At 71.0% G+C, this 19,094-nt stretch carries 18 protein-coding genes; 2 read left to right on the top strand and 16 right to left on the bottom strand.

The annotated features are described in order from the left end of the window. Positions 1-49: 49 nt before the first annotated feature. Positions 50-3,949, top strand: a complete 3,900-nt coding sequence (locus tag OG562_RS25780; RefSeq protein WP_266401692.1) for a DNA-directed RNA polymerase subunit beta' — start codon at positions 50-52, stop codon at positions 3,947-3,949. Between the two features lie 78 nt (positions 3,950-4,027). Here OG562_RS25780 and OG562_RS25785 read toward each other — a convergent pair whose 3' ends face one another. From OG562_RS25785 to OG562_RS25860, 16 genes are all read right to left on the bottom strand, one after another. Next, the gene (locus tag OG562_RS25785) at positions 4,028-4,294 is read right to left on the bottom strand and encodes a hypothetical protein (protein WP_266401695.1); all 267 of its coding nucleotides are present in this window, start codon (positions 4,292-4,294) and stop codon (positions 4,028-4,030) included. Further along, the gene (locus OG562_RS25790) at positions 4,291-4,566 is read right to left on the bottom strand and encodes a hypothetical protein (RefSeq protein ID WP_266401698.1); all 276 of its coding nucleotides are present in this window, start codon (positions 4,564-4,566) and stop codon (positions 4,291-4,293) included. The genes OG562_RS25785 and OG562_RS25790 overlap by 4 nt, the downstream gene beginning before the upstream one ends. Before the next feature lie 66 nt (positions 4,567-4,632). Then, on the bottom strand, positions 4,633-5,526 hold the full coding sequence (locus OG562_RS25795; RefSeq protein ID WP_266401701.1) for a peptidoglycan-binding protein: 894 nt from the start codon (positions 5,524-5,526) through the stop codon (positions 4,633-4,635). Between the two features lie 94 nt (positions 5,527-5,620). Then, on the bottom strand, positions 5,621-6,040 hold the full coding sequence (locus OG562_RS25800; protein WP_266401704.1) for an ATP-binding protein: 420 nt from the start codon (positions 6,038-6,040) through the stop codon (positions 5,621-5,623). A gap of 20 nt (positions 6,041-6,060) precedes the next feature. Beyond that, positions 6,061-6,807, bottom strand: coding sequence for a hypothetical protein (locus tag OG562_RS25805; protein ID WP_266401706.1), 747 nt, complete (start codon positions 6,805-6,807; stop codon positions 6,061-6,063). Next, the gene (locus OG562_RS25810; protein WP_266401709.1) at positions 6,807-7,955 is read right to left on the bottom strand and encodes a hypothetical protein; all 1,149 of its coding nucleotides are present in this window, start codon (positions 7,953-7,955) and stop codon (positions 6,807-6,809) included. The genes OG562_RS25805 and OG562_RS25810 overlap by 1 nt, the downstream gene beginning before the upstream one ends. Further along, positions 7,952-9,052, bottom strand: a complete 1,101-nt coding sequence (locus OG562_RS25815; protein WP_266401712.1) for a hypothetical protein — start codon at positions 9,050-9,052, stop codon at positions 7,952-7,954. The genes OG562_RS25810 and OG562_RS25815 overlap by 4 nt, the downstream gene beginning before the upstream one ends. Positions 9,053-9,146: 94 nt before the next feature. Continuing rightward, a complete protein-coding gene (locus tag OG562_RS25820) occupies positions 9,147-10,346 on the bottom strand; it encodes a hypothetical protein (protein WP_266401715.1) in 1,200 nt (399 codons plus the stop codon). 27 nt (positions 10,347-10,373) lie between these two features. Further along, positions 10,374-11,588, bottom strand: a complete 1,215-nt coding sequence (locus OG562_RS25825) for a hypothetical protein (RefSeq protein WP_266401717.1) — start codon at positions 11,586-11,588, stop codon at positions 10,374-10,376. Positions 11,589-11,636: 48 nt separating this feature from the next. Beyond that, entirely contained in the window at positions 11,637-12,833 is a 1,197-nt protein-coding gene (locus tag OG562_RS25830; protein WP_266401719.1) for a hypothetical protein, read from the bottom strand. A 4-nt stretch (positions 12,834-12,837) separates the two neighbouring features. After that, positions 12,838-13,758, bottom strand: coding sequence for a phage tail domain-containing protein (locus OG562_RS25835; protein WP_266401721.1), 921 nt, complete (start codon positions 13,756-13,758; stop codon positions 12,838-12,840). 18 nt (positions 13,759-13,776) lie between these two features. Then, positions 13,777-15,063: a tape-measure protein gene (locus tag OG562_RS25840; RefSeq protein WP_266401724.1), complete on the bottom strand. Its 1,287-nt coding sequence runs from the start codon at positions 15,061-15,063 to the stop codon at positions 13,777-13,779. Beyond that, positions 15,060-16,253 carry a phage tail protein gene (locus tag OG562_RS25845; protein ID WP_266401726.1) on the bottom strand — a complete coding sequence of 398 codons (1,194 nt, stop codon included), beginning with the start codon at positions 16,251-16,253 and terminating at the stop codon, positions 15,060-15,062. Before OG562_RS25845 ends, OG562_RS25840 begins: the two co-directional genes overlap by 4 nt. 118 nt (positions 16,254-16,371) lie before the next feature. Then, on the bottom strand, positions 16,372-16,992 hold the full coding sequence (locus tag OG562_RS25850) for a hypothetical protein (protein ID WP_266401729.1): 621 nt from the start codon (positions 16,990-16,992) through the stop codon (positions 16,372-16,374). Between the two features lie 109 nt (positions 16,993-17,101). After that, positions 17,102-17,524, bottom strand: a complete 423-nt coding sequence (locus OG562_RS25855) for a hypothetical protein (RefSeq protein WP_266401732.1) — start codon at positions 17,522-17,524, stop codon at positions 17,102-17,104. 90 nt (positions 17,525-17,614) lie between these two features. Continuing rightward, positions 17,615-17,815 (bottom strand): hypothetical protein, encoded by a 201-nt coding sequence (locus OG562_RS25860; RefSeq protein ID WP_266401735.1) that lies wholly within the window; start codon positions 17,813-17,815, stop codon positions 17,615-17,617. 328 nt (positions 17,816-18,143) lie between these two features. Between OG562_RS25860 and OG562_RS25865 the strand changes: the two genes are divergently transcribed. Beyond that, a complete protein-coding gene (locus OG562_RS25865; RefSeq protein ID WP_266401737.1) occupies positions 18,144-19,094 on the top strand; it encodes a hypothetical protein in 951 nt (316 codons plus the stop codon).

Genomic DNA, 19,094 nt, shown 5'->3' on the forward strand with positions numbered 1-19,094 from the left:
CCCCGTATCAGACCCCAAGACTTACAACCCTGAGAGGGATTGACGCATAGTGCTCGACGTCAACTTCTTCGACGAGCTCCGGATCGGTCTGGCTACCGCTGACGACATCCGTCAGTGGAGCCACGGCGAGGTCAAGAAGCCCGAGACGATCAACTACCGCACGCTCAAGCCCGAGAAGGACGGACTCTTCTGCGAGAAGATCTTCGGTCCGACCCGGGACTGGGAGTGCTACTGCGGCAAGTACAAGCGTGTCCGCTTCAAGGGCATCATCTGTGAGCGCTGTGGCGTCGAGGTCACGCGTGCCAAGGTGCGCCGTGAGCGGATGGGCCACATCGAGCTCGCCGCCCCCGTCACCCACATCTGGTACTTCAAGGGCGTCCCGTCGCGCCTCGGATACCTGCTCGACCTCGCCCCGAAGGACCTCGAGAAGGTCATCTACTTCGCGGCGTACATGATCACGTTCGTCGACGACGAGCGCCGCACCCGTGACCTGCCCTCGCTGGAGGCTCACGTCTCCGTCGAGCGTCAGCAGGTCGAGAACCGCCGCGACGCCGACCTCGAGGCCCGCGCCAAGAAGCTCGAGACCGACCTGGCCGAGCTCGAGGCCGAGGGCGCCAAGGCCGATGTGCGCCGCAAGGTGCGCGAAGGCGCCGAGCGCGAGATGAAGCAGCTGCGCGACCGTGCGCAGCGCGAGATCGACCGGCTCGACGAGGTCTGGACCCGCTTCAAGAACCTCAAGGTCCAGGACCTGGAGGGCGACGAGCTCCTCTACCGCGAGCTGCGTGACCGCTTCGGCACGTACTTCGACGGTTCGATGGGCGCCGCGGCGCTGCAGAAGCGCCTGGAGTCCTTCGACCTCGACGAGGAGGCCGAGAAGCTCCGCGAGATCATCCGCACCGGCAAGGGCCAGAAGAAGACCCGTGCGCTCAAGCGCCTGAAGGTCGTCTCCGCGTTCCTGCAGACCAGCAACAGCCCCAAGGGCATGGTGCTGGACTGCGTGCCGGTCATCCCGCCGGACCTTCGCCCGATGGTGCAGCTGGACGGTGGCCGCTTCGCGACCTCCGACCTGAACGACCTGTACCGCCGCGTGATCAACCGCAACAACCGCCTGAAGCGCCTTCTCGACCTCGGTGCGCCCGAGATCATCGTGAACAACGAGAAGCGCATGCTCCAGGAGGCGGTCGACGCGCTCTTCGACAACGGCCGTCGTGGTCGCCCGGTCACGGGCCCCGGCAACCGTCCGCTGAAGTCGCTGTCCGACATGCTCAAGGGCAAGCAGGGTCGATTCCGTCAGAACCTGCTCGGCAAGCGTGTGGACTACTCCGCGCGTTCCGTGATCGTCGTCGGTCCGCAGCTGAAGCTGCACCAGTGCGGTCTGCCGAAGGCGATGGCGCTGGAGCTCTTCAAGCCGTTCGTGATGAAGCGCCTGGTCGACCTGAACCACGCGCAGAACATCAAGAGCGCCAAGCGCATGGTCGAGCGCGGCCGCACGGTGGTCTACGACGTCCTCGAAGAGGTCATCGCCGAGCACCCGGTGCTGCTGAACCGTGCGCCCACCCTGCACCGCCTCGGCATCCAGGCCTTCGAGCCGCAGCTGGTCGAGGGCAAGGCCATCCAGATCCACCCGCTCGTCTGCACCGCGTTCAACGCGGACTTCGACGGTGACCAGATGGCCGTCCACCTGCCGCTCTCCGCGGAGGCGCAGGCCGAGGCCCGCATCCTGATGCTGTCCTCGAACAACATCCTCAAGCCCGCCGACGGCCGTCCGGTGACGATGCCGACCCAGGACATGGTCCTCGGTCTGTTCTTCCTCACCACCGACGGCGAGCTGCGCGACACCAAGGGCGAGGGCCGTGCGTTCGGCTCCTCGGCCGAGGCGATCATGGCGTTCGACGCCGGTGAGCTCGCGCTGCAGTCGCCGATCGACATCCGCTTCCCGGTGGGCACCATCCCGCCGCGCGGCTGGACCCCGCCGGCCCGCGAAGAGGGCGAGCCGGAGTGGCAGCAGGGTGACACCTTCCGCCTGCGGACGACCCTGGGCCGCGCGCTCTTCAACGAGCTGCTGCCCGAGGACTACCCGTTCGTCGACTACTCGGTGGGCAAGAAGCAGCTCGGCGAGATCGTCAACGACCTGGCGGAGCGCTACCCCAAGGTCATCGTGGCGGCGACGCTCGACAACCTGAAGGCGGCCGGCTTCTACTGGGGCACCCGCTCCGGTGTCACCGTGGCCATCTCCGACGTCGTCGTCCCCGAGGCGAAGAAGGCGATCGTCGCGGGCTACGAGGCGCTGGACGAGAAGGTCCAGAAGCAGTACGAGCGCGGTCTGATCACCAAGGAAGAGCGCACGCAGGAGCTCATCGCGATCTGGACCAAGGCGACCAACGAGGTCGCCGAGGCGATGAACGCGAACTTCCCCAAGACGAACCCCATCTTCATGATGGTTGACTCGGGCGCCCGAGGAAACATGATGCAGATGCGGCAGATCGCCGGTATGCGTGGTCTGGTGTCGAACGCGAAGAACGAGACCATCCCGCGTCCGATCAAGGCCTCGTTCCGTGAGGGCCTCTCCGTGCTGGAGTACTTCATCTCCACGCACGGCGCCCGTAAGGGTCTGGCGGACACCGCCCTGCGTACCGCCGACTCGGGTTACCTCACCCGTCGTCTGGTGGACGTCTCGCAGGACGTCATCATCCGCGAGGAGGACTGCGGCACCGAGCGCGGTCTCAAGCTGGCGATCGCCGAGCGCGGCGAGGACGGCGTGCTGCGCAAGGCCGGAAACGCCGAGACCAGCGTGTACGCGCGCTGCCTCGCCGAGGACATCGTCGTCGACGGCAAGGTGCTCGCCCCGGCGGGCGTCGACCTCGGTGACGTGCTCATCGACGTGCTCGTCGGCGCCGGCGTCGAGGAGGTCAAGACCCGCTCGGTCCTGACCTGCGAGTCCGCCGTCGGCACCTGCGCCATGTGCTACGGCCGTTCGCTGGCCACCGGCAAGCTGGTCGACATCGGTGAGGCGGTCGGCATCATCGCCGCCCAGTCCATCGGTGAGCCCGGCACCCAGCTGACGATGCGTACCTTCCACACCGGTGGTGTGGCCGGTGACGACATCACCCAGGGTCTGCCCCGTGTCGTCGAGCTCTTCGAGGCTCGTACGCCCAAGGGTGTCGCCCCGATCTCCGAGGCCCAGGGCCGCGTGCGGATCGAGGAGACCGAGAAGACCAAGAAGCTCGTCATCACCCCGGACGACGGCAGCGACGAGACGGCGTTCCCGATCTCCAAGCGCGCCCGACTCCTGGTGAGCGAGGGCGAGCACGTCGAGGTGGGCCAGAAGCTCACCGTGGGCGCCACCAACCCGCACGACGTGCTGCGCATCCTGGGTCAGCGTGCCGTCCAGGTCCACCTGGTCGGCGAGGTCCAGAAGGTCTACAACTCGCAGGGCGTGTCGATCCACGACAAGCACATCGAGATCATCATCCGGCAGATGCTGCGCCGGGTGACGATCATCGAGTCCGGCGACGCCGAGCTGCTGCCCGGCGAGCTCGTCGAGCGCTCGAAGTTCGAGGTCGAGAACCGTCGTGTGGTCCAGGAGGGCGGTCACCCGGCCTCCGGTCGTCCGCAGCTCATGGGTATCACCAAGGCCTCGCTGGCCACGGAGTCCTGGCTGTCGGCGGCGTCCTTCCAGGAGACGACCAGGGTGCTGACGGACGCGGCGATCAACGCCAAGTCCGACTCCCTGATCGGCCTCAAGGAGAACGTCATCATCGGTAAGCTCATCCCGGCCGGTACGGGTCTGTCCCGTTACCGCAACATCCGGGTCGAGCCGACCGAGGAGGCGAAGGCCGCGATGTACTCGGCCGTCGGTTACGACGACATCGACTACTCGCCGTTCGGCACGGGCTCCGGCCAGGCCGTTCCGCTGGAGGACTACGACTACGGTCCGTACAACCAGTAAGCGCCAGTAGCAAACGACCGAAAAGGGCGGTCACCCCGTTTTCACGGGGTGACCGCCCTTCGGCGTTCCTGTGTGCGCCTAGCGTCCCGTCAGCTCCCAGACCGTCACGGCCACGGTGGCGATGGCGGCCAGCGCGCCGATGCTGGCGAGCGGCCAGCGGGAGCGTTCCAGGGCGTCCAGCCGCTGTTCGTGGTCGGCGAGCTGCTTGTCGGTCTGGTCGCTGCGCTGCACCAGCAGCGCGAGCTGGCCGTCGACCCGGGCGAACCCGGCCTCTACGGTGCCGCGCAGCCGCTCCAGCTCCACGGCGACGGACGTCGGATCGGACAGCGGGTGGGGTTCGTTCACGCATCCCTCCGCTCGGTGTCCTGACCGGCGAGGGACAGCAGGGCGGTGTCGCCGTTGGGCGGAGTGTCCGTCCGCAGCCACCCGGGCAGCAGCGCCTGCACGGCGGGCAGGGCCATGATCCTGGTGACGCCGGCGGCGACGGCCAGCGCGCCGGCCACCCAGGGCAGGGTGTCCGGGAGGCCGGCGGCGTCGACGACCGTCGGCAGCAGGACGCACAGGCCGACAGCGGTTTGCAGAACGGTGCGGAGGGTCCGCTTGGCGGCCTCTGACATCGTGAGCCTCGTTTCTCAGAGCTGGTCCGGAGCTGGTCCGGAGCGGTCCGGAGCGGTCCGGACCGGTCAGGAGCTGTACGGGATCTTCAGCGCCGCCCAGGACTTCGCGCCGGGCCAGCCGTCGGCCGCCGTGCCGGTGTAGCCGAGCTTGCGCTGCCACTTGGCGTAGGAGAGGCGGTCGGCCTCGGTCCACTGGGGGCCCGGGCCCGAGGTGTACGCCGAGCAGCCGACGGCGACCAGGCGCCTGCCCAGTGCGGTGACGATCGCCGACCTCGGCTTCTTCTTGAACCAGTCGGCGCCGGGGAAGGGCTGGTACGTGGGCTTCGTCGAGCCGGAGCCGGAGCCGGAGCCGGAGTTGGGTGTGGTGGTCTTGCCCAGCCGGGTGGCGACCCGGGTCCGGAAGTCGGCCATCGTGAAGCCGCGCGGGTCGATCTTGGTGTTGGTCCACTCCTTGTGGCCGATCACGGAGTGCGCGGACCAGCCGTGCGCCCGGCACAGCGCGGCGGAGGTCCGGACCATGGCCTCCAGCTGGACGTCGGGCCAGGGGTCCTTGCCGTCGCCGAGGTTGACGCACTCGAAGCCGTAGAAGTGGACGTTGCCGTCGGTGTCGTTCTCGTTGGGCGCGGGCAGGGCGGTCTCGGCGACGACCGCCCTGAGGACGTCGCCGTCGCCGCTGCCGGCGTGGTTGGCGCGGCCGTTGCCGACGAGGTGGACCGTGCCGTCCTTGGCGATCACGCCGTGGCAGAGCGGGCCGGGGAGCGCCGCGTAGCCGTTGAAGCACATCTCGACGGAGGACGTGGTGCCGGAGGTGACGGTGTGATGGATGATCACGCCGTTGACCGGGCCCCACGCGCCGTGTCCGGCCCGGTTGTGGGTGCGCCAGCCGGCGTGCTCGACGACGGTGACGCCCTCGGCCTGGAGAGCGGAGACGAGGGCGTCGGCGGAGAGGGGATGGGCCATGGGCGGTGCCTCCCTGAGGAGTTTCAGGTCATTTCGGGCATGAAGGGCATAAGAAAACCCCGGCCGGGGAGGGCTCGGGGTGAGATGTGGTGTGTCAGACGGCGGTGTCCGGGTCGGGATCCGTGGTGGACCCGTCGTCGCCCGAACTCCCGTCCTCTGTCGGCCACGTGGCGCACAGCGTCGCGTACTGCGCCACGTTGGCCCGGAAGTCCTCCAGCGCCGCGGCGACCGCCCGCTGGACGGCCGTCCGGTCGGGGACGACCGGGTCCGTGCCGACGGGCAGGACGGTGACGCGGCCGCTGCCGCGCAGGACGGCGTTGCCGTCGCCGTTCTCGGTGAACTGGGCGGTGACGTTGACGGGCGAGTAGGCGCCGGTGATCGAGTCGGGGCCGATCACGGAGCTGAGGCTGGTGTCGGAGACGTTGACGTGGACCGTGTGGCCGTCCTCCGTCAGGGTGGCCCGGCCCGCGTAGTCGATCGCGAGGCCCCAGGGCTGGGTGGGGTCGATGTCCATGGATGCCTTCCTGGCGGTGACTAGGTCTGGCGGCCGTACATGAGGACCGGGGTCGCGTAGACGGTGCCGGTCGTGGCGATGGCCTGGATCTCGACCTTGAGGAGCGTGGCGGTGGAGGGGGTGAAGACCGTGTTGAAGTCGCTGCTGAGCAGGTCGGTGTAGTCGAACTCGGCGCCCGCCGTGACCGTGGGCCCCCACTGGACGCTGTTGACCAGCACCCGGACCTGACCGGCCCCGCCGGAACTGACGCCCGTCAGCAGCCGGAGCCGCATCTTCGGCTGGAAGACCGGGTTGAGCGACATCGCGATCGTCGTCCAGGACGTCAGGGCGGTCTGCGGCCAGCGGGTCTGCACCGCGTCCTGCGGGGGCAGCATGGCCAGCCAGGGCCGGGCCAGGCCGCCGTTGTTGACGTCGTCGGAGATGATCTCGCGGGGGCCGTTGTCGTAGATCCGCAGCGGCTGGAGCGAGGTCGCGGTGCCGTCGCCGTTGAACAGGCTCATGGCGAGACTGCCGGTCTGGCGGTGGATCTCCAGGCCGTACTCGGCGTTCTTCCAGGAGCCGACCCGGAACATCGGGTCCGTGCTGGTGGGCCGCTGGACCAGCAGCGTGCCGCCGTCGGTGACCTTCAGGGTGCCGTCCTTGATCTCCACCTCGCCGCCGGTGATCGTGTTGAGCGCGGGCCGGCTGTTGACGGCGGTGGACAGCTGCTGGATCCGGCGTTCCATCTGGGTCAGCCGGTCGATGATGTCTTCGGGGAGCTGGGGCATCAGGCGGCCTCCTCCAGATAGAGCTCGGCGGTGTCGGGACGGCCGCGCTGCGCGGGGCTGACCTTGACGCCGACGATCCGGTAGCGGGCGTCGAGGCCCTCGGTCCACCACTCGTCGGCGATCCGCAGCCGTACGGTGCGGCCGAGCAGCGCGGGCGGCACGAGGTCGTCGAGGCGGACGCTGATCTCGGGGATCACCACCGCCCCGACGCCCTCGGCGAGTTCGGCGTTGGCCAGGGACTTCAGGATCGTGGTGCTGGCGACGTCGTTGTGGTCCGAGGCCAGGTCGATGCGCGGGTAGCCGGCGGCGATCAGGGCGGCGCCCACGGCGATGTCGGCGTCGGCGTACAGCGGCCGGGACTCGACGGCCTGGTTGGTGTTGTCCGTGGCGCCCCGGGCCCGGGCGGTGGTGCCGCCGCGGGTGGCGTCGCGCGGGAAGGAGTACGACAGGACGGAGCCCGGCCGGTCCATCACCAGGTCGGTGGTCCCGATCTTGATCGTGGGGCTGCCCAGGCGCAGTCGGCGCACCCGTTCGCCGGTGACCGGGTCGCGGTAGACGCCGATGTGGTGCTCGAAGCCGTTCTCCTGGGCGGCGAGCGCGTCCAGTGCCTCCAGGTAGACGGTCTCGTCGCCGTCGCGGTACGCGACCGAGCGGTTCTGGCTCTGGGCGGGGGTCTCGTAGCCGTAGGTGACCTTGATGTCCCCGCCGGCCGCGGTGGGTCCGCTCTCGTCGGCGAAATGGCCGGTCTGGAGGTGCTCCCACAGCTTGCGCGCCACGCTCAGCTGCTCGGTGTTCTGGAAGTTGAGGTCGGCGCGGATGCGTCGGCGGCCCGCGTACGACTCGAAGGTGGCCGCCTGGATGCCGAGGGTGAGGATGCCGCGGTCGTCGCTCTGCAGGGTGGAGGTCCAGACGATGCCGCCCCACCACAGGTCGTTGCCGCGCTGGAGGTAGACCGAGGTGCGGCCCTCCTCGATGCGGCGGACCCGGGCGGCCATCGCCGGGTCGGGCACGGGGATGGTGCCGGAGAGGGAGCCGGCCTTGCCGATGTAGTCGTCGACGGTGACGTCGCGCAGCGGCAGGATGTCGATGGTCCGGTCGCTGAGCAGATCGCAGAAGATCGCCCGGTACGGCGTGTCGGCGGTCGTCATGAGGCGGCCTCGTAGGTGGCGGTGCCCGTGATGGTGTGGCCGCTGGCCCAGGTCCACGGGGTGAGGCCGTCCACTCCGCCGGACTTGGCGAAGGCGACGGCGGTGGGCTGGCCCGAGGCGGTGATCAACTCGAAGGCCGTGGTGGTGGAGAGGTAGACGCGGGCCGTGGCTCGGTTGGCGGCGGTGCCGGCGGCCATTTCGGCGAAGCCGATCGTCGGGCGGGCCGCGGCCGCCGCGACCGGCAGCGAGAAGCGCCAGTTGTCGTCGGTGGTGGGGCTGGTGCCGAAGCTGGTGGTGCTGCCGAAGGTGAACGAGAAGTCCAGGTGCACGGTCGTGCCGAACTTGACGTACCGGCAGCTGACCGACGCGTTGCCGAACGCGGGGGTCGCGGCCCCGGTGCTGGTGGCCCAGGTCGGGCTCCAGCTTTGCCAGGTGGGCAGGACCGGGTAGTCGGTCCAGGCGGTGCCGCTCCAGCGCTGGAGCTGCCCGGCGACGTCCCGGTACTGGCCCGGGTAGGCGCCGATGGTGGCGTCGGTGGTGACGGGGAGGATGCCGCCGACGCCGACCGTGGCGGTACGGCGGCCGGTGAGCGCCGTGCTCCAGGCGATGGCGTTGGTGCCGGCGCTCGCGCCCTTGGGGACGACGACCTCGTACAGCGGCAGGGACTGGACGGGTGTGGCGGGCACGGTCGGGGTGGCGGCCGGGACGCCCTGGACGATCTCGACGACGGCCTCGGTGCGTCCCGAGCCGTCGTAGGCGTCGTCGTAGACCCGCAGCGCGACCAGGTCGATCCGGCCGTACTGGGCGTCGCCGTCGGCGAACGTCAGCGACAGGTACTCGGTCAGGGCGAGGGGGTAGGCGCCCCGGGCGTCGGTGCTCTGCACCACGGCCCGGCCGGGGCTGACCGTGGCGGACATGGTGCCCGTGGCGCCGGTGAGGGTGAAGCCGGAGATGCGGTAGAGGCCCTCGGAGGAGCCCGGCAGGATGCCCGAGCGGGTGGCGACGGGCGAGGTGGGGGTGAGGGCGCCGAGCGAGACGAGGCGGGTGTCCTCGCGGGACTGGCCGTCCGGGGAGAGCCATCCTGAGCGTACGGGCATGGGTCGACTCCTTTGCCTGGAAAGGCTTGGGAAGGCTGGGAAGGCTGGGAAGCCTGGGAGGGCTGAGAAGGCTGGGAAGAAGCGGGGTTGAGGTTCAGGCGATGGGGTCGACGCGCAGGAAGAGGGTGTCGAACCAGCTGTTGACGGCCGTGGTGGTGGTGTACGACGACCGGTGCATCGCGGTGACCGTGTAGACCGAGCCGGCGACGAGGGAGCCCAGGCGCAGCTGCGTCGACACCGACTTGCCCACGGCCCCCGAGCAGGACGCGGCGCGCTCGTCGTCAGCCGCCCAGATCACCGTGGCGCCCAGCGTGACCTGCGGGGACATATGGGCCTGCGCGGCCTCGCTGCCCGAGGTGTACATCCGGGCGCCCAGGCCGATGATCACGGCGCCGGACGGCGGGGCGGTGAAGGTGAGCGTGAGCGCGGACAGGGCCGTGTCGATCAGCGTGGCCGTGTAGGTCGCCGAGGCGGTGTACCCGGCGTCCAGCGACGAGGCGAAGGCCGGCCCCGGCACGGCCGGCAGCCAGGCGCTGCCGTTCCAGCGCTGGAGCTGGCCGAGCGAGGAGTCCCGGTACTGCCCCGCGTAGCCGCCGGTGGTCAGCACCCCGGCCGGGACGACCCCGCCGACGCCCTTCGGGTACGCCACCCAGGCGGCGGAGTCCCAGCGCTGGAGGGTGCTGTTGACGTCCCGGTAGTGGCCGGGGTAGCCGCCGGGGGCGGTGTCGTCGGAGCGGGTCGGCAGGATGCCGCCGATCGCGACGGTGGTCGGGCGCAGGTCGACGCGGGCGGTGTCCCAGTCGATGCCGGCCTTTCCGGCGCTGACGCCCGCGCCGACGGCGACGGTGAACAGGACCAGGGAGACGTCCGGCGTCGCCGGGACGACCGGTACGGCGGCCGGCGTGCCCCGCACGATCTCGACGGCGGCCTCGGTGCGGCCCAGGCCGTCGTAGACGTCGTCGTAGATCCGCAGCACGACCAGGTCGATGCGGCCGTACTGGGCGTCGCCGTCGGTGAAGGTCAGCGGGAAGGGTTCGGTGACGGCGACCGGGTAGGCGCCCCGGGAGAGCGTCGACTGGACCACCGCCCGGCCCACGCTCACCGTGGCGGTCATGGCGCCGGCGGTGCCGGCCAGCCACAGGCCGGTGACCCGGTACAGCCCGTTGTCGGAGCCGGGCAGGACGCCGGAACGCCCCTTGGAGTCGGTCACCGGGGTGACGGCGCCGACCTGGGTGACCCGGGTGTCCTCGCGGGTCTGGCCGTCGGGGGACAGCCACGCGGAGCGTGCGTTCATGAGAGGTCCTTCCGTCCGGGGTCGGTGTCAGGAGGCGGACTCGTAGGTGCCGTGGATCGAGAGGATGTCCCCGGTGGCCCAGGTGAACGGCAGCGTCTTGTCCCAGGCGGTGGCGCTGGTCTTGAGGGTGTCGCGCAGGGAGCGGACGACGCCGGTGCCCGTCGCCGCGAGCAGACCGCTGCCCTGGTACAGGAGCACGGGAGTGGAGGAGTCGAAGGCCTCCACGCTCATCACCCGGCCGTCCAGCTTCCAGGCGACGGAGGTCGGGGCGACCGGCAGGGAGAAGGTCCAGGCGCCCCCGGAGGCCTGCGCGGACAGGTTGGTCGTCGAACCGATCTTGAGATAGATCCGGACGTGCACCACCGTGCCCGTCTTCACGTACGACCCGGCCAGCGTGCCGTTGCCGATGCTGGGCGCGGTGCCGGACTCGGCGCCCCACACGGGCGTGTAGTCGGTCCAGGCGGGCACCGGCTGGTAGTTCACCCAGGCGGTGCCGTTCCAGCGCTGGAGCCCGGTGCCGCTGTCGCGGTACTGCCCGGTGTAGCTGGCCGTGGCGACCGCGCCGGCCGGGGCGATGCCGCCCAGGGCGCTGGGGTAGCCGACCCAGGCCGAGCCGTCCCAGCGCTGCAGGGCGCCGCCGGAGTCGCGGTACTGGCCGGGGTAGGCGCCGTTGCCGGTCTCGCCGTACGCCGGCAGGATGCCGCCGACCGCGACGGTGGGCGTGCGCAGGTCGGTGACGTCGTCGTTCCAGTTGACGCCGCCGCTGCCGGCGCTGGCGCCGGCCCGGACCCTGACCTGGTAGATCGGCAGCGCGATGGGCGGGAGCGTGGGCACCTGCGGGTTGGCGTCCGGGGCGCCCTGGATGATCTCGAGGGCGGCCTTGGTGAAGCCGGAGGCGTCGTAGGGGTTGTCGTAGATCCGTAGGACGACGACGTCGATCCGGGGGTTGGACTGGCCGTCGGTGAAGGTGAGCGTCGTCGGCTCGGGCAGGGTGACCGGGTAGGCGCCCTGGTTGCCCTCGGCCTGGATGACGGCCCGGCCCTCGTGGACGGTGGCGGTCATCCGGCCGGCGCCGCCCTCCATCCAGAAGCCCGAGAGCCGGTACTGCCCGTCGTAGGAGCCGGGCAGGATGCCGGAGCGGACCTCCAGCGGGTTGGCCGGGGTGGTGGCGCCCATCTGGGTCAGCCGGGTGTCCTCGCGGGTCTGGCCGGTCTCGGCCACCCATGAGCTGCGCAGGTTCATCTGCTGGTCTCCTGTGGTCTGCGGAGGGGAACGGAAGGCGAGGGGGCGTCAGGACCTGAGCCACTCGGCGGTGAGATTGCTGGAGTAGCCGGAGCCGCCGAGGGTGGTCATGGTGACGTTGGAGCTCTGCAGCCCGTGGAGGGCGATCTTGTCCCCGGCCGCCAGCTTCAGCAGGGCCGTGCCGCCGACACTGGTCGCGCCCGGACCCGCGCCGATCTGCCAGGTGGCCCGGGGGACGCCGACGCCGTTGAGGTGCAGACGGGCGCCGCGCGAACCGGCGCTGGACTCCGTGAACCAGCTGACCGCGCAGGCCAGCCGCCACCACCCCGCCCGCGGGACCGTGTACGTGTTCGACCCGGACCAGCCCGCCGCGTCGTCGACGTCGACGACGTTCAGGGTGATCTGCGCCCAGACGCCGGAGGCCACCGACTGCTGGGTGGTCTGCGAGGCGCTGAACAGGATGGTCGTCCGGCCCTCCGCGTACACCCAGGCGCTGCCGTTCCAACGCTGGAGCAGCCCGGCGGCGTCCTCCCGGTACTGGCCGACGTAACTCCCGGTGGCCAGCAGCGGAGAGGCCGGGGCGATCCCGCCGACCGACCTCGGGTACGGCGCCCACGCGGCGCCGTCCCAGCGCTGGAGCACACCGGACTCCTCGCGGTACTGGCCCGCGTACGCGCCGTTGAAGCCGCCCGCCGGGACGATCCCGCCGAGGGCGACCGTCGGATAGCGCAGGCTGGTGACCGCGGAGGCCCAGTCCACGCCGCCGGTGCCGGCCGACCTCCCCTTGGGCACCAGGATCCGGTAGAGCGGCAGGGCGCTGCCGTCGGGCGTGTTGGGCGCCACCGGCGTGGCCGCAGGGGTGCCCTGGACCAGGCGGACCTTCGCCGCGGACTCTGCGGTGCCGTCGTAGACGCCGTCCTGGACGACCAGTTCGACGAGGTCGATCCGGTCGTAGAGGGCGTCGCCGTCGGTCACGGTCAGGGTCTCCGGCTCGGTCACCGCTACCGGGTAGGCGCCCTGGTTGATCCGGCCGCCCTGGACGAAGGCGCGGCCCGTGCCGATCGTGCACGTCATGCCCCCGGCGGCGCCGGTGAGCGCGAAGCCGCCGGGGACGATGCCGCCGCGCGCCTTGAGCGGGACGTTCTCGGCCGCGCCGGCGTTGACGGTCAGCAGTCCGGACAGGGTGAGACGGGTGTCCTCGCGGGTCTGGCCGGTCTCGGTGAGCCACGCGGCTCGTACGGTCATGGGATCACCACTCCGCTGCTCGCCAACGCACCGTCATCCGGGCGCCGGTGTCGTCGAGGTCGGGTCGGAAGGCCAGCTGGGCGCGGCCGGGGGAGAAGGCGAACAGCTCCTCGGGGCTGCTGTCCGCGGCCGCGGTGTGCCGGCGGGAGGCGGTGCCGTTGAGGGTGACCGTGCCGGCCGCGGTGTCCACGACCAGCTCGTCGCCGGCGGCGAGCCCGATCTCGTAGCGCAGCCGCAGCGCCGAGGTCCGGTCGGTGACCGTCGGGTTGGTGCACGGACCGGTGAAGGTGATCACCGGGTGGGTGGGCGCCGAGCCGTCGTTGTCGGCGTTGACGTCGCCGGTGGAGGCCGCCTGGCCCCAGTACAGCGGCCAGGTCAGCGGCCAGGTCAGTCCGCTCTCCGGCTGCGGTGCGCCGGTGACGGCGGTCTGCTCGGTGACCGAGTAGCGGCGCGGGTCGGTGGCGTACCACTGCACGGCCGCCCGGGAGACGCCCTGGGTGGTGTACGTCCGGTCGGCGGCCAGCACGCGCTGGCTGACCCGGGCGCGCACGGCGAGGGTCTCGCCGTGCAGCCGGACCGCCAGCCACCGCTCCTGGTCGCCCAGGAGCAGGGCTTGGCGCAGGGCGCGGGTCGTGGTCAGCGAGGAGGCGGTGTCGTCCTGCGGCGGTACGGTCCACACCGTGCCGCCGATCTTGCGCGGCTTGGCGTAGCGGGCGCCGGGCCAGGCGCCGTGCGCGGTGGGGCGGTCGGCGTCGGAGGAGTCGTACTCCGGCAGGTCCTCCCAGCCGCTGAGCCCGCCCCGGTCGATCTCGTAGGGGGTGCCGGGGCCGAGCAGCAGTCCGGCCCACTGCATCTGCCCGTCGCGGGTGATGAGTGAGCCGGGGGCCACATCGTCGGTGTATGCGGTTGTCGTCAGGTCGGCCATCGGGCCTTCACCTCATTGTCATGGGCAGGCGTGGGCGGATGCCAGGAAGAGCAGGTCCGTCGCGACGCCGTGGGCGCCGACGCCGTGGCTCTCGTGGAACTCCTTGACGTGGTAAGGGAGTTGAGATGCGGTCCGGTGTCGCGCGGCCAGCGCCCGCTGCCGGTCCAGGGCGGTCAGCGGCAGCACCCTGCCCGCCCGCCGGGAGGCGCCGGGCACGGCGATGCCGCCCTCCGCGAGCATCGGGATCCTGTCCAGGTGTACGCCGAACTTCTTGCCGAGGATCGAGAAGCTCAGGGAGTTGAGCCCGTCGATGACCCAGTTGGCGAACGCGACGAGGCCCTGGATCGGCCCCTTCACGACCCCGGCGACGGTCTGCGCGCCGGTCGTCACGAACTGCCCCAGCGCGTTCAGGGTGCGGGCGGTGGCCTCCTTGATCCGGGTGAACATCCCGGGGACGTCCTTGCCGATCCAGGCGAGCGCCGGCTTCACCGCGTCCTTGAACCCCCGCCACAGCGACGACACCCTGCCGCTGAGCGCCCGGGTGTCCCCGGTGGTCAGCGCCTTCAGCAGCGCGAAGCCGGTGCCGACGAGCGCGCCGACGGCGGTGAGCGCGGTGGTGACGACGGCCAGGTAGGCGGTGACGTAGGTGTTCACCGCGCCCGCGATGGCCTTCAGCAGCGGGGTCATGACGGTCAGATAGCCCTCGACGTACTTCAGGACGAGGGTGGCGAGCTGCTCCATCAGCCGCTGACCCGTCTCGGAGTTCATCGCCAGGTCCAGCAGCCACCCGGCGACCGGGAGGAGCAGCCCCGTGACGAAACCGATGGGGTTGGCCCGGGTGAGCGCGTTGACGATGAGCATGACGCCGGCGCCGATGGTCATGGCGGTGCCGACGGCGCCCATGAGGTCGCCGAGGGGACCGGCGATGCCGAGCAGCCCGGCGACGAGGGCCACGACGCCGCCGAGGCCCGACAGCAGCCTGCCGAGGGACGTGCCGGAGCCCTTGGCCCCGCTTCCGGCGGACTTCACGCCGGCCGCGGACGCGGTGGCCGTCTCACCGGCCCGGGTGACCGAGCGGGCGGCGGCCTCGGCGTTCGCCTTCGCCCCCCGCACGGCTGTGCCGCCCTGGTCGGCGGCCGACCGGATGCGGTCGGCCGCGCCGGCGGCGCCGGCGATCCTGCCGCCGAGCGTGACCAGGGCGCCGCCGGTCTGCTGCAACCGGGTGCGGAAGTCCCGCAGGGAGGGCGCGACTCCGACGAGCGGGTCGGCCGTCCAGCCGCCCGCCGTTCTCCCGGCGGTGCTCATCCGCGCGCCTTCGCCAGGAACATCAGCGCGTCGGCGGTGCGCTGCGGGCTGCTGGTCTCGGCCGCGTAGTAGTGCTCGATGTGCAGCGCGCCGCCGGCTGCGGCCGCGCCCGCGTACGCCGGGCCCTGGGCGGCGGCCCGGCGCAGCAGCCGGTCGAGCTTGCTCAGCGGCAGGACGGCCTCCGCCTCACCGGCCTCGGCGAGGAGCGCCGGGACACCGCCGGAGCGGGGCAGGACGACACCGCCGGCGGCCAGCGCGGGGATCCTCGGCAGGCTGACGCCGAAGCTCTTGCCGCCGACGCCCGGCACCCAGCCCGGGATGGACACCTTGATGCCGTTGAGGGCGCCGATCGCGCTGTTGACGATGCCGATGACCGCGTTGATCGGGCCCTTCACCGCGCTCTTGATGCCGTCGAAGGCGCGGCTCGCGATGCCCTTGAGGCCGCCCCAGATGCTGGACAGCTTGTCCTTGACGGCCTTGAAGGCGTTCGGGATCGCGGACTTGACCCAGTTGACGACCGGCGAGATGACGGCCTTGATGCCCTTCCAGACGCTGGAGACGACCGTCTTGATCGCGTTCAGCGCGGTGCTGATGATCTTCTTCCAGATGTTGACGTAGGTCTTGATGACGGTGGCGATGGCCTGGACGACGACCGAGATCGCCTTCTTGATGCCGTCCCAGACGGACTTGATCAGCTTGGCGGCGTTCTTCATGATCGGCCCGATGGCCTTCATGACGCTGCTGATCACGGACTTGATGACGCCGAAGGCCGTCTGCAGGACCTTCTGCATGGTCTTCGACCGGGTCGCCATCTCGACGACCTTCTCGATGAGCGGCGCCAGCAACTGCATGAGCATGCCGAAGAGGTTGCCCTTCATCGACTTGTTCATCTTGTCCTGGCCCTTGGCCGCCTTGCTCGCGCCCGACTCGTACTTGCCGAGGTTCGTGCCGGCGGCGGCGCCGGTCTTGCCGGCCTTGCCGACGGACTTCTCGGCCTGGTCGGAGGCGGTCTTGAGGCCCTTGAGCTCCTTCTCGGCGTCCTGAGCGGCCGATTTCAGGGTCTTGAGCTGACCCGAGCCCTTCTGGCCCGCGCTGCCCAGGCCCTGGGCGGCGGTTCCGGCTCCTGAGGCCTTCGTCTTGAAGTCCTGCACGGCTCCTGAGGCTCTGCTCAGGGATTTTACGAGAGACATTCAACCCTCCGGATGTGTCGGCAACGGCCTGGGCGTCTCCAACGGCCTGGGTGTCGCCAACGGTCTGTGTGTCGGCAACGGCCTACGGGGACGGATCGCGGTGGGCCCGGAACGCTGCTCACGCGCCGTCGAGCCGGGAGCGCAGCTGGTCGGCCTGGGTCACGACGCCGCGCAGGGCCGTCTCGGCGGCCTGGGCGTCGCGGGTGGCGTTGCGCAGCGCCTCGGTCGACGGCGGGGGCCCCTGGGGGCCGCGCGGCCCCTCCCGGCCCAGGCGGCCCTGTTCGCCGCGCGGGCCCCGCCGGCCCACCCGGCCGCGTTCGCCGCGGGTTCCGCGCCGCCCCTCCCGTCCCTGAGGCCCCTCGGGTCCGCGCGGGCCGGGAGGGCCCTGTTCGCCGCGCGCTCCGCGTCGTCCCTCGCCGCCGCCACCGCCGCCGTCGCCGGTCTGCCGGGTGAGGACGCCGTACTGGTTGTAGTCCAGGCTGAACTGCTTCTTGATCAGTTCCTCAAGGCTGAAGAGCGACGGAAGGGAGGCGTTGAGCGGGACGAACTCCGCCTTGAACACGGTGAGTTCCGACTTGATGCCGTTGAGCTCGGTGGCGACGTAGCCCTTCCAGTCGCTGACCCACTTGGGCTCCTTCGCGGCCTGCGCGGCGTCGTATGCGTCTACCGCCCCCTTGATCTCCTTGGAAATGGCGGATCGGGCTGTGCCCAATTCCTCTTGGCTCACGTAGTCGGTCATCTGGGTCCTCTCGTGCGGCGCGGGGTCCGGACATGGCGATGCCCCCTCCCGCGCTGCGAGAGAGGGCATCGGTCGAGGTCGAGCGGTCGGTCGAGCGGTCGGGCGGGCGTCAGGAGAGCGCGGCCGCCACGGCGGCTGTCACGAGCAGCAGGCCGGTGAGCGACTGGACCACGAGACCGGCCCGTGATCCGAACGAGGAGAGGTAGTACCTGCTCTCGGCGGTCGAGGGCTTGCGTGCGTCGAACACGACCGCGAACTCCTCGCCCTCCCGCGGCACCGGCTTCGGAGTGGTGACGAGGGCCCAGGCGTCCTCGCCGTCGGCCGTACGGAAGGAGCAGTTCAGCTTCTCCACGTTCACACCGCCGCGCCGTATGCGCTCGTCGCAGACGGCGACGGTCTCCACGCCGTGTTTCCTGAGCCGCCGATTCCGTAGTTGCTGGGGGATGAACAGCAGGGACGTGACGGCGAAGGGAAGGGCGACGATCAGGAACGGAATGCCGTAGTTCGTGGTGCTCGCGAGCGTCGTGTTCAAGTCCGATCTCCCCCTGGAGGCCGCGATGCGAGTGGTGCCGAAGCATACAAGCGGGCATATGAGCAGGGGGATGCCTCGGCCCTTCGGCCGCTACGACCGCGGCCGCCGCCGCGCCTCCGAGAGCGCGTCCGTCCACCCCGCCGCGTACGCCCGCGACTCCCGGGTGAGCAGTTCCTCGTACAGCCGGTCGAGCAGGGCCTCGCGGTCGGGGGCGGGGGAGTGCAGAAGGTGGGCGAGGCGGGTGTACGTGTCGATCGGCTGCTTCGGGGAGTTGCTCGTGCGAGTCGCCATGTCGGCCTGCTTTCCGTCTGTCCGCTGGGCTGTGGTGCAGACGACGCTCCTGGGGTGTTCGAAGCGCCTGTTCGAACTAGTGTACGAGTACTCGGGTGGCGCCGTTCCGTGTTCCCTCCGCGTTCTACGCGGACGTATCGGCGTTCAGTGGTGCGGACCTGCGGCGATGCAGGGTGCGCCGAAAGTTGTGCCAGGTTCGTGGAGTAGGATCCGGCCCGTTCTCACGTCGGCGGAAAAGCGGTGAACAGCGGGGCGCTGTAAGCGAACTGATGGACCGCCAGACGACGGTGGAACGAGCGACGGCAGCCGTCCTCACGCGGGGGGCGCGATGGGGCAAGGGGACGAGAGCAGGACCAACGGGGTGGACGGCGACGCGAGCGACGCGCGGCATGACCATGTGATCGACTGGCTGGAACAGGCCTCCGATCTGCCACATCTCATCGCCCGCGTGTCCGAGCTCGTCCTGCGCCTGGGCTACGACCCGGACGAGCTGGTGACCCTTCCCCGCGCCGAACTCGACCGGCGCGAACTCGCCGCCTACAGCGCGGGCTGGGCCGACGTGGTCGCCGAACAGCTCCCCGCCATCCGGCGCGCGTACGAGGAACGCATCACCGCCGCCTACCTCCAGGGCCAGGAGGACGCCCGCACCGGCCGCCGCCCCCGCCGGGCCCGCCGGTCCGAGGGCGAGCGGAGCGAGCAGGGCGGCGAGGTCATCCAGCTGCCGTACGTCCAACTCCTGCGCCCTCCTTCGGAGGTGACGCGGGTCGAGGCGCGCGGCGAACGGGAGCGGTCCGTGGCGGACGGGACACCGGTGCCGGCGCCGGGGCAGGCGCCTGAAGCCAACGTTGTCCGGGAGAACCCGGGTCGCAGGGAGGAGAGTTCCTCCGCGGATTCCCCGGGGGGCTCCGCGGGAGGTTCCGCGGGAGGCTCCTCCGGCGAGATCCTGCTCTCCGCGCGTGAGGTGCGCGAGAAGCGGTCGGCGTCGGCACCCGCTTCCGCCTCGCCCTCGTCGTCCGGGCGGCGGCCCGTGGTCCGGCGCAACGGGCGGCCCAGTGTGCCCCCGTTGTCCCGGTCGGGCGAGGCGGGGGCGGGCCGGGACAAGGAGCGTCGGTCGGATCCCGTGGAGCGGATCGCGCAGGAGCAGCCGGAGCGCTCCGCCGCCCGAGCCGAGAAGCGCCGGCGTCTCTCCGACCGGGCCCGGGCCCTCGCCGACGAGCTGGAGGGCCGGGCCTCCGTACGGCGCCGGGACGACGAGCCGGGGACGCCGGGCGGACACTGA

This window comes from Streptomyces sp. NBC_01275, assembly GCF_026340655.1.
Classification (GTDB): domain Bacteria; phylum Actinomycetota; class Actinomycetes; order Streptomycetales; family Streptomycetaceae; genus Streptomyces.

Bases quoted from the DNA above. Each gene is read 5' to 3' on its own strand.
- OG562_RS25790 (WP_266401698.1), bottom strand. From the start codon at position 4,566: ATGTCAGAGGCCGCCAAGCGGACCCTCCGCACCGTTCTGCAAACCGCT.
- OG562_RS25795 (WP_266401701.1), bottom strand. From the start codon at position 5,526: ATGGCCCATCCCCTCTCCGCCGACGCCCTCGTCTCCGCTCTCCAGGCC.
- OG562_RS25800 (WP_266401704.1), bottom strand. From the start codon at position 6,040: ATGGACATCGACCCCACCCAGCCCTGGGGCCTCGCGATCGACTACGCG.
- OG562_RS25805 (WP_266401706.1), bottom strand. From the start codon at position 6,807: ATGCCCCAGCTCCCCGAAGACATCATCGACCGGCTGACCCAGATGGAA.
- OG562_RS25810 (WP_266401709.1), bottom strand. From the start codon at position 7,955: ATGACGACCGCCGACACGCCGTACCGGGCGATCTTCTGCGATCTGCTC.
- OG562_RS25815 (WP_266401712.1), bottom strand. From the start codon at position 9,052: ATGCCCGTACGCTCAGGATGGCTCTCCCCGGACGGCCAGTCCCGCGAG.
- OG562_RS25820 (WP_266401715.1), bottom strand. From the start codon at position 10,346: ATGAACGCACGCTCCGCGTGGCTGTCCCCCGACGGCCAGACCCGCGAG.
- OG562_RS25825 (WP_266401717.1), bottom strand. From the start codon at position 11,588: ATGAACCTGCGCAGCTCATGGGTGGCCGAGACCGGCCAGACCCGCGAG.
- OG562_RS25830 (WP_266401719.1), bottom strand. From the start codon at position 12,833: ATGACCGTACGAGCCGCGTGGCTCACCGAGACCGGCCAGACCCGCGAG.
- OG562_RS25835 (WP_266401721.1), bottom strand. From the start codon at position 13,758: ATGGCCGACCTGACGACAACCGCATACACCGACGATGTGGCCCCCGGC.
- OG562_RS25840 (WP_266401724.1), bottom strand. From the start codon at position 15,063: ATGAGCACCGCCGGGAGAACGGCGGGCGGCTGGACGGCCGACCCGCTC.
- OG562_RS25845 (WP_266401726.1), bottom strand. From the start codon at position 16,253: ATGTCTCTCGTAAAATCCCTGAGCAGAGCCTCAGGAGCCGTGCAGGAC.
- OG562_RS25850 (WP_266401729.1), bottom strand. From the start codon at position 16,992: ATGACCGACTACGTGAGCCAAGAGGAATTGGGCACAGCCCGATCCGCC.
- OG562_RS25860 (WP_266401735.1), bottom strand. From the start codon at position 17,815: ATGGCGACTCGCACGAGCAACTCCCCGAAGCAGCCGATCGACACGTAC.
- OG562_RS25865 (WP_266401737.1), top strand. From the start codon at position 18,144: ATGGGGCAAGGGGACGAGAGCAGGACCAACGGGGTGGACGGCGACGCG.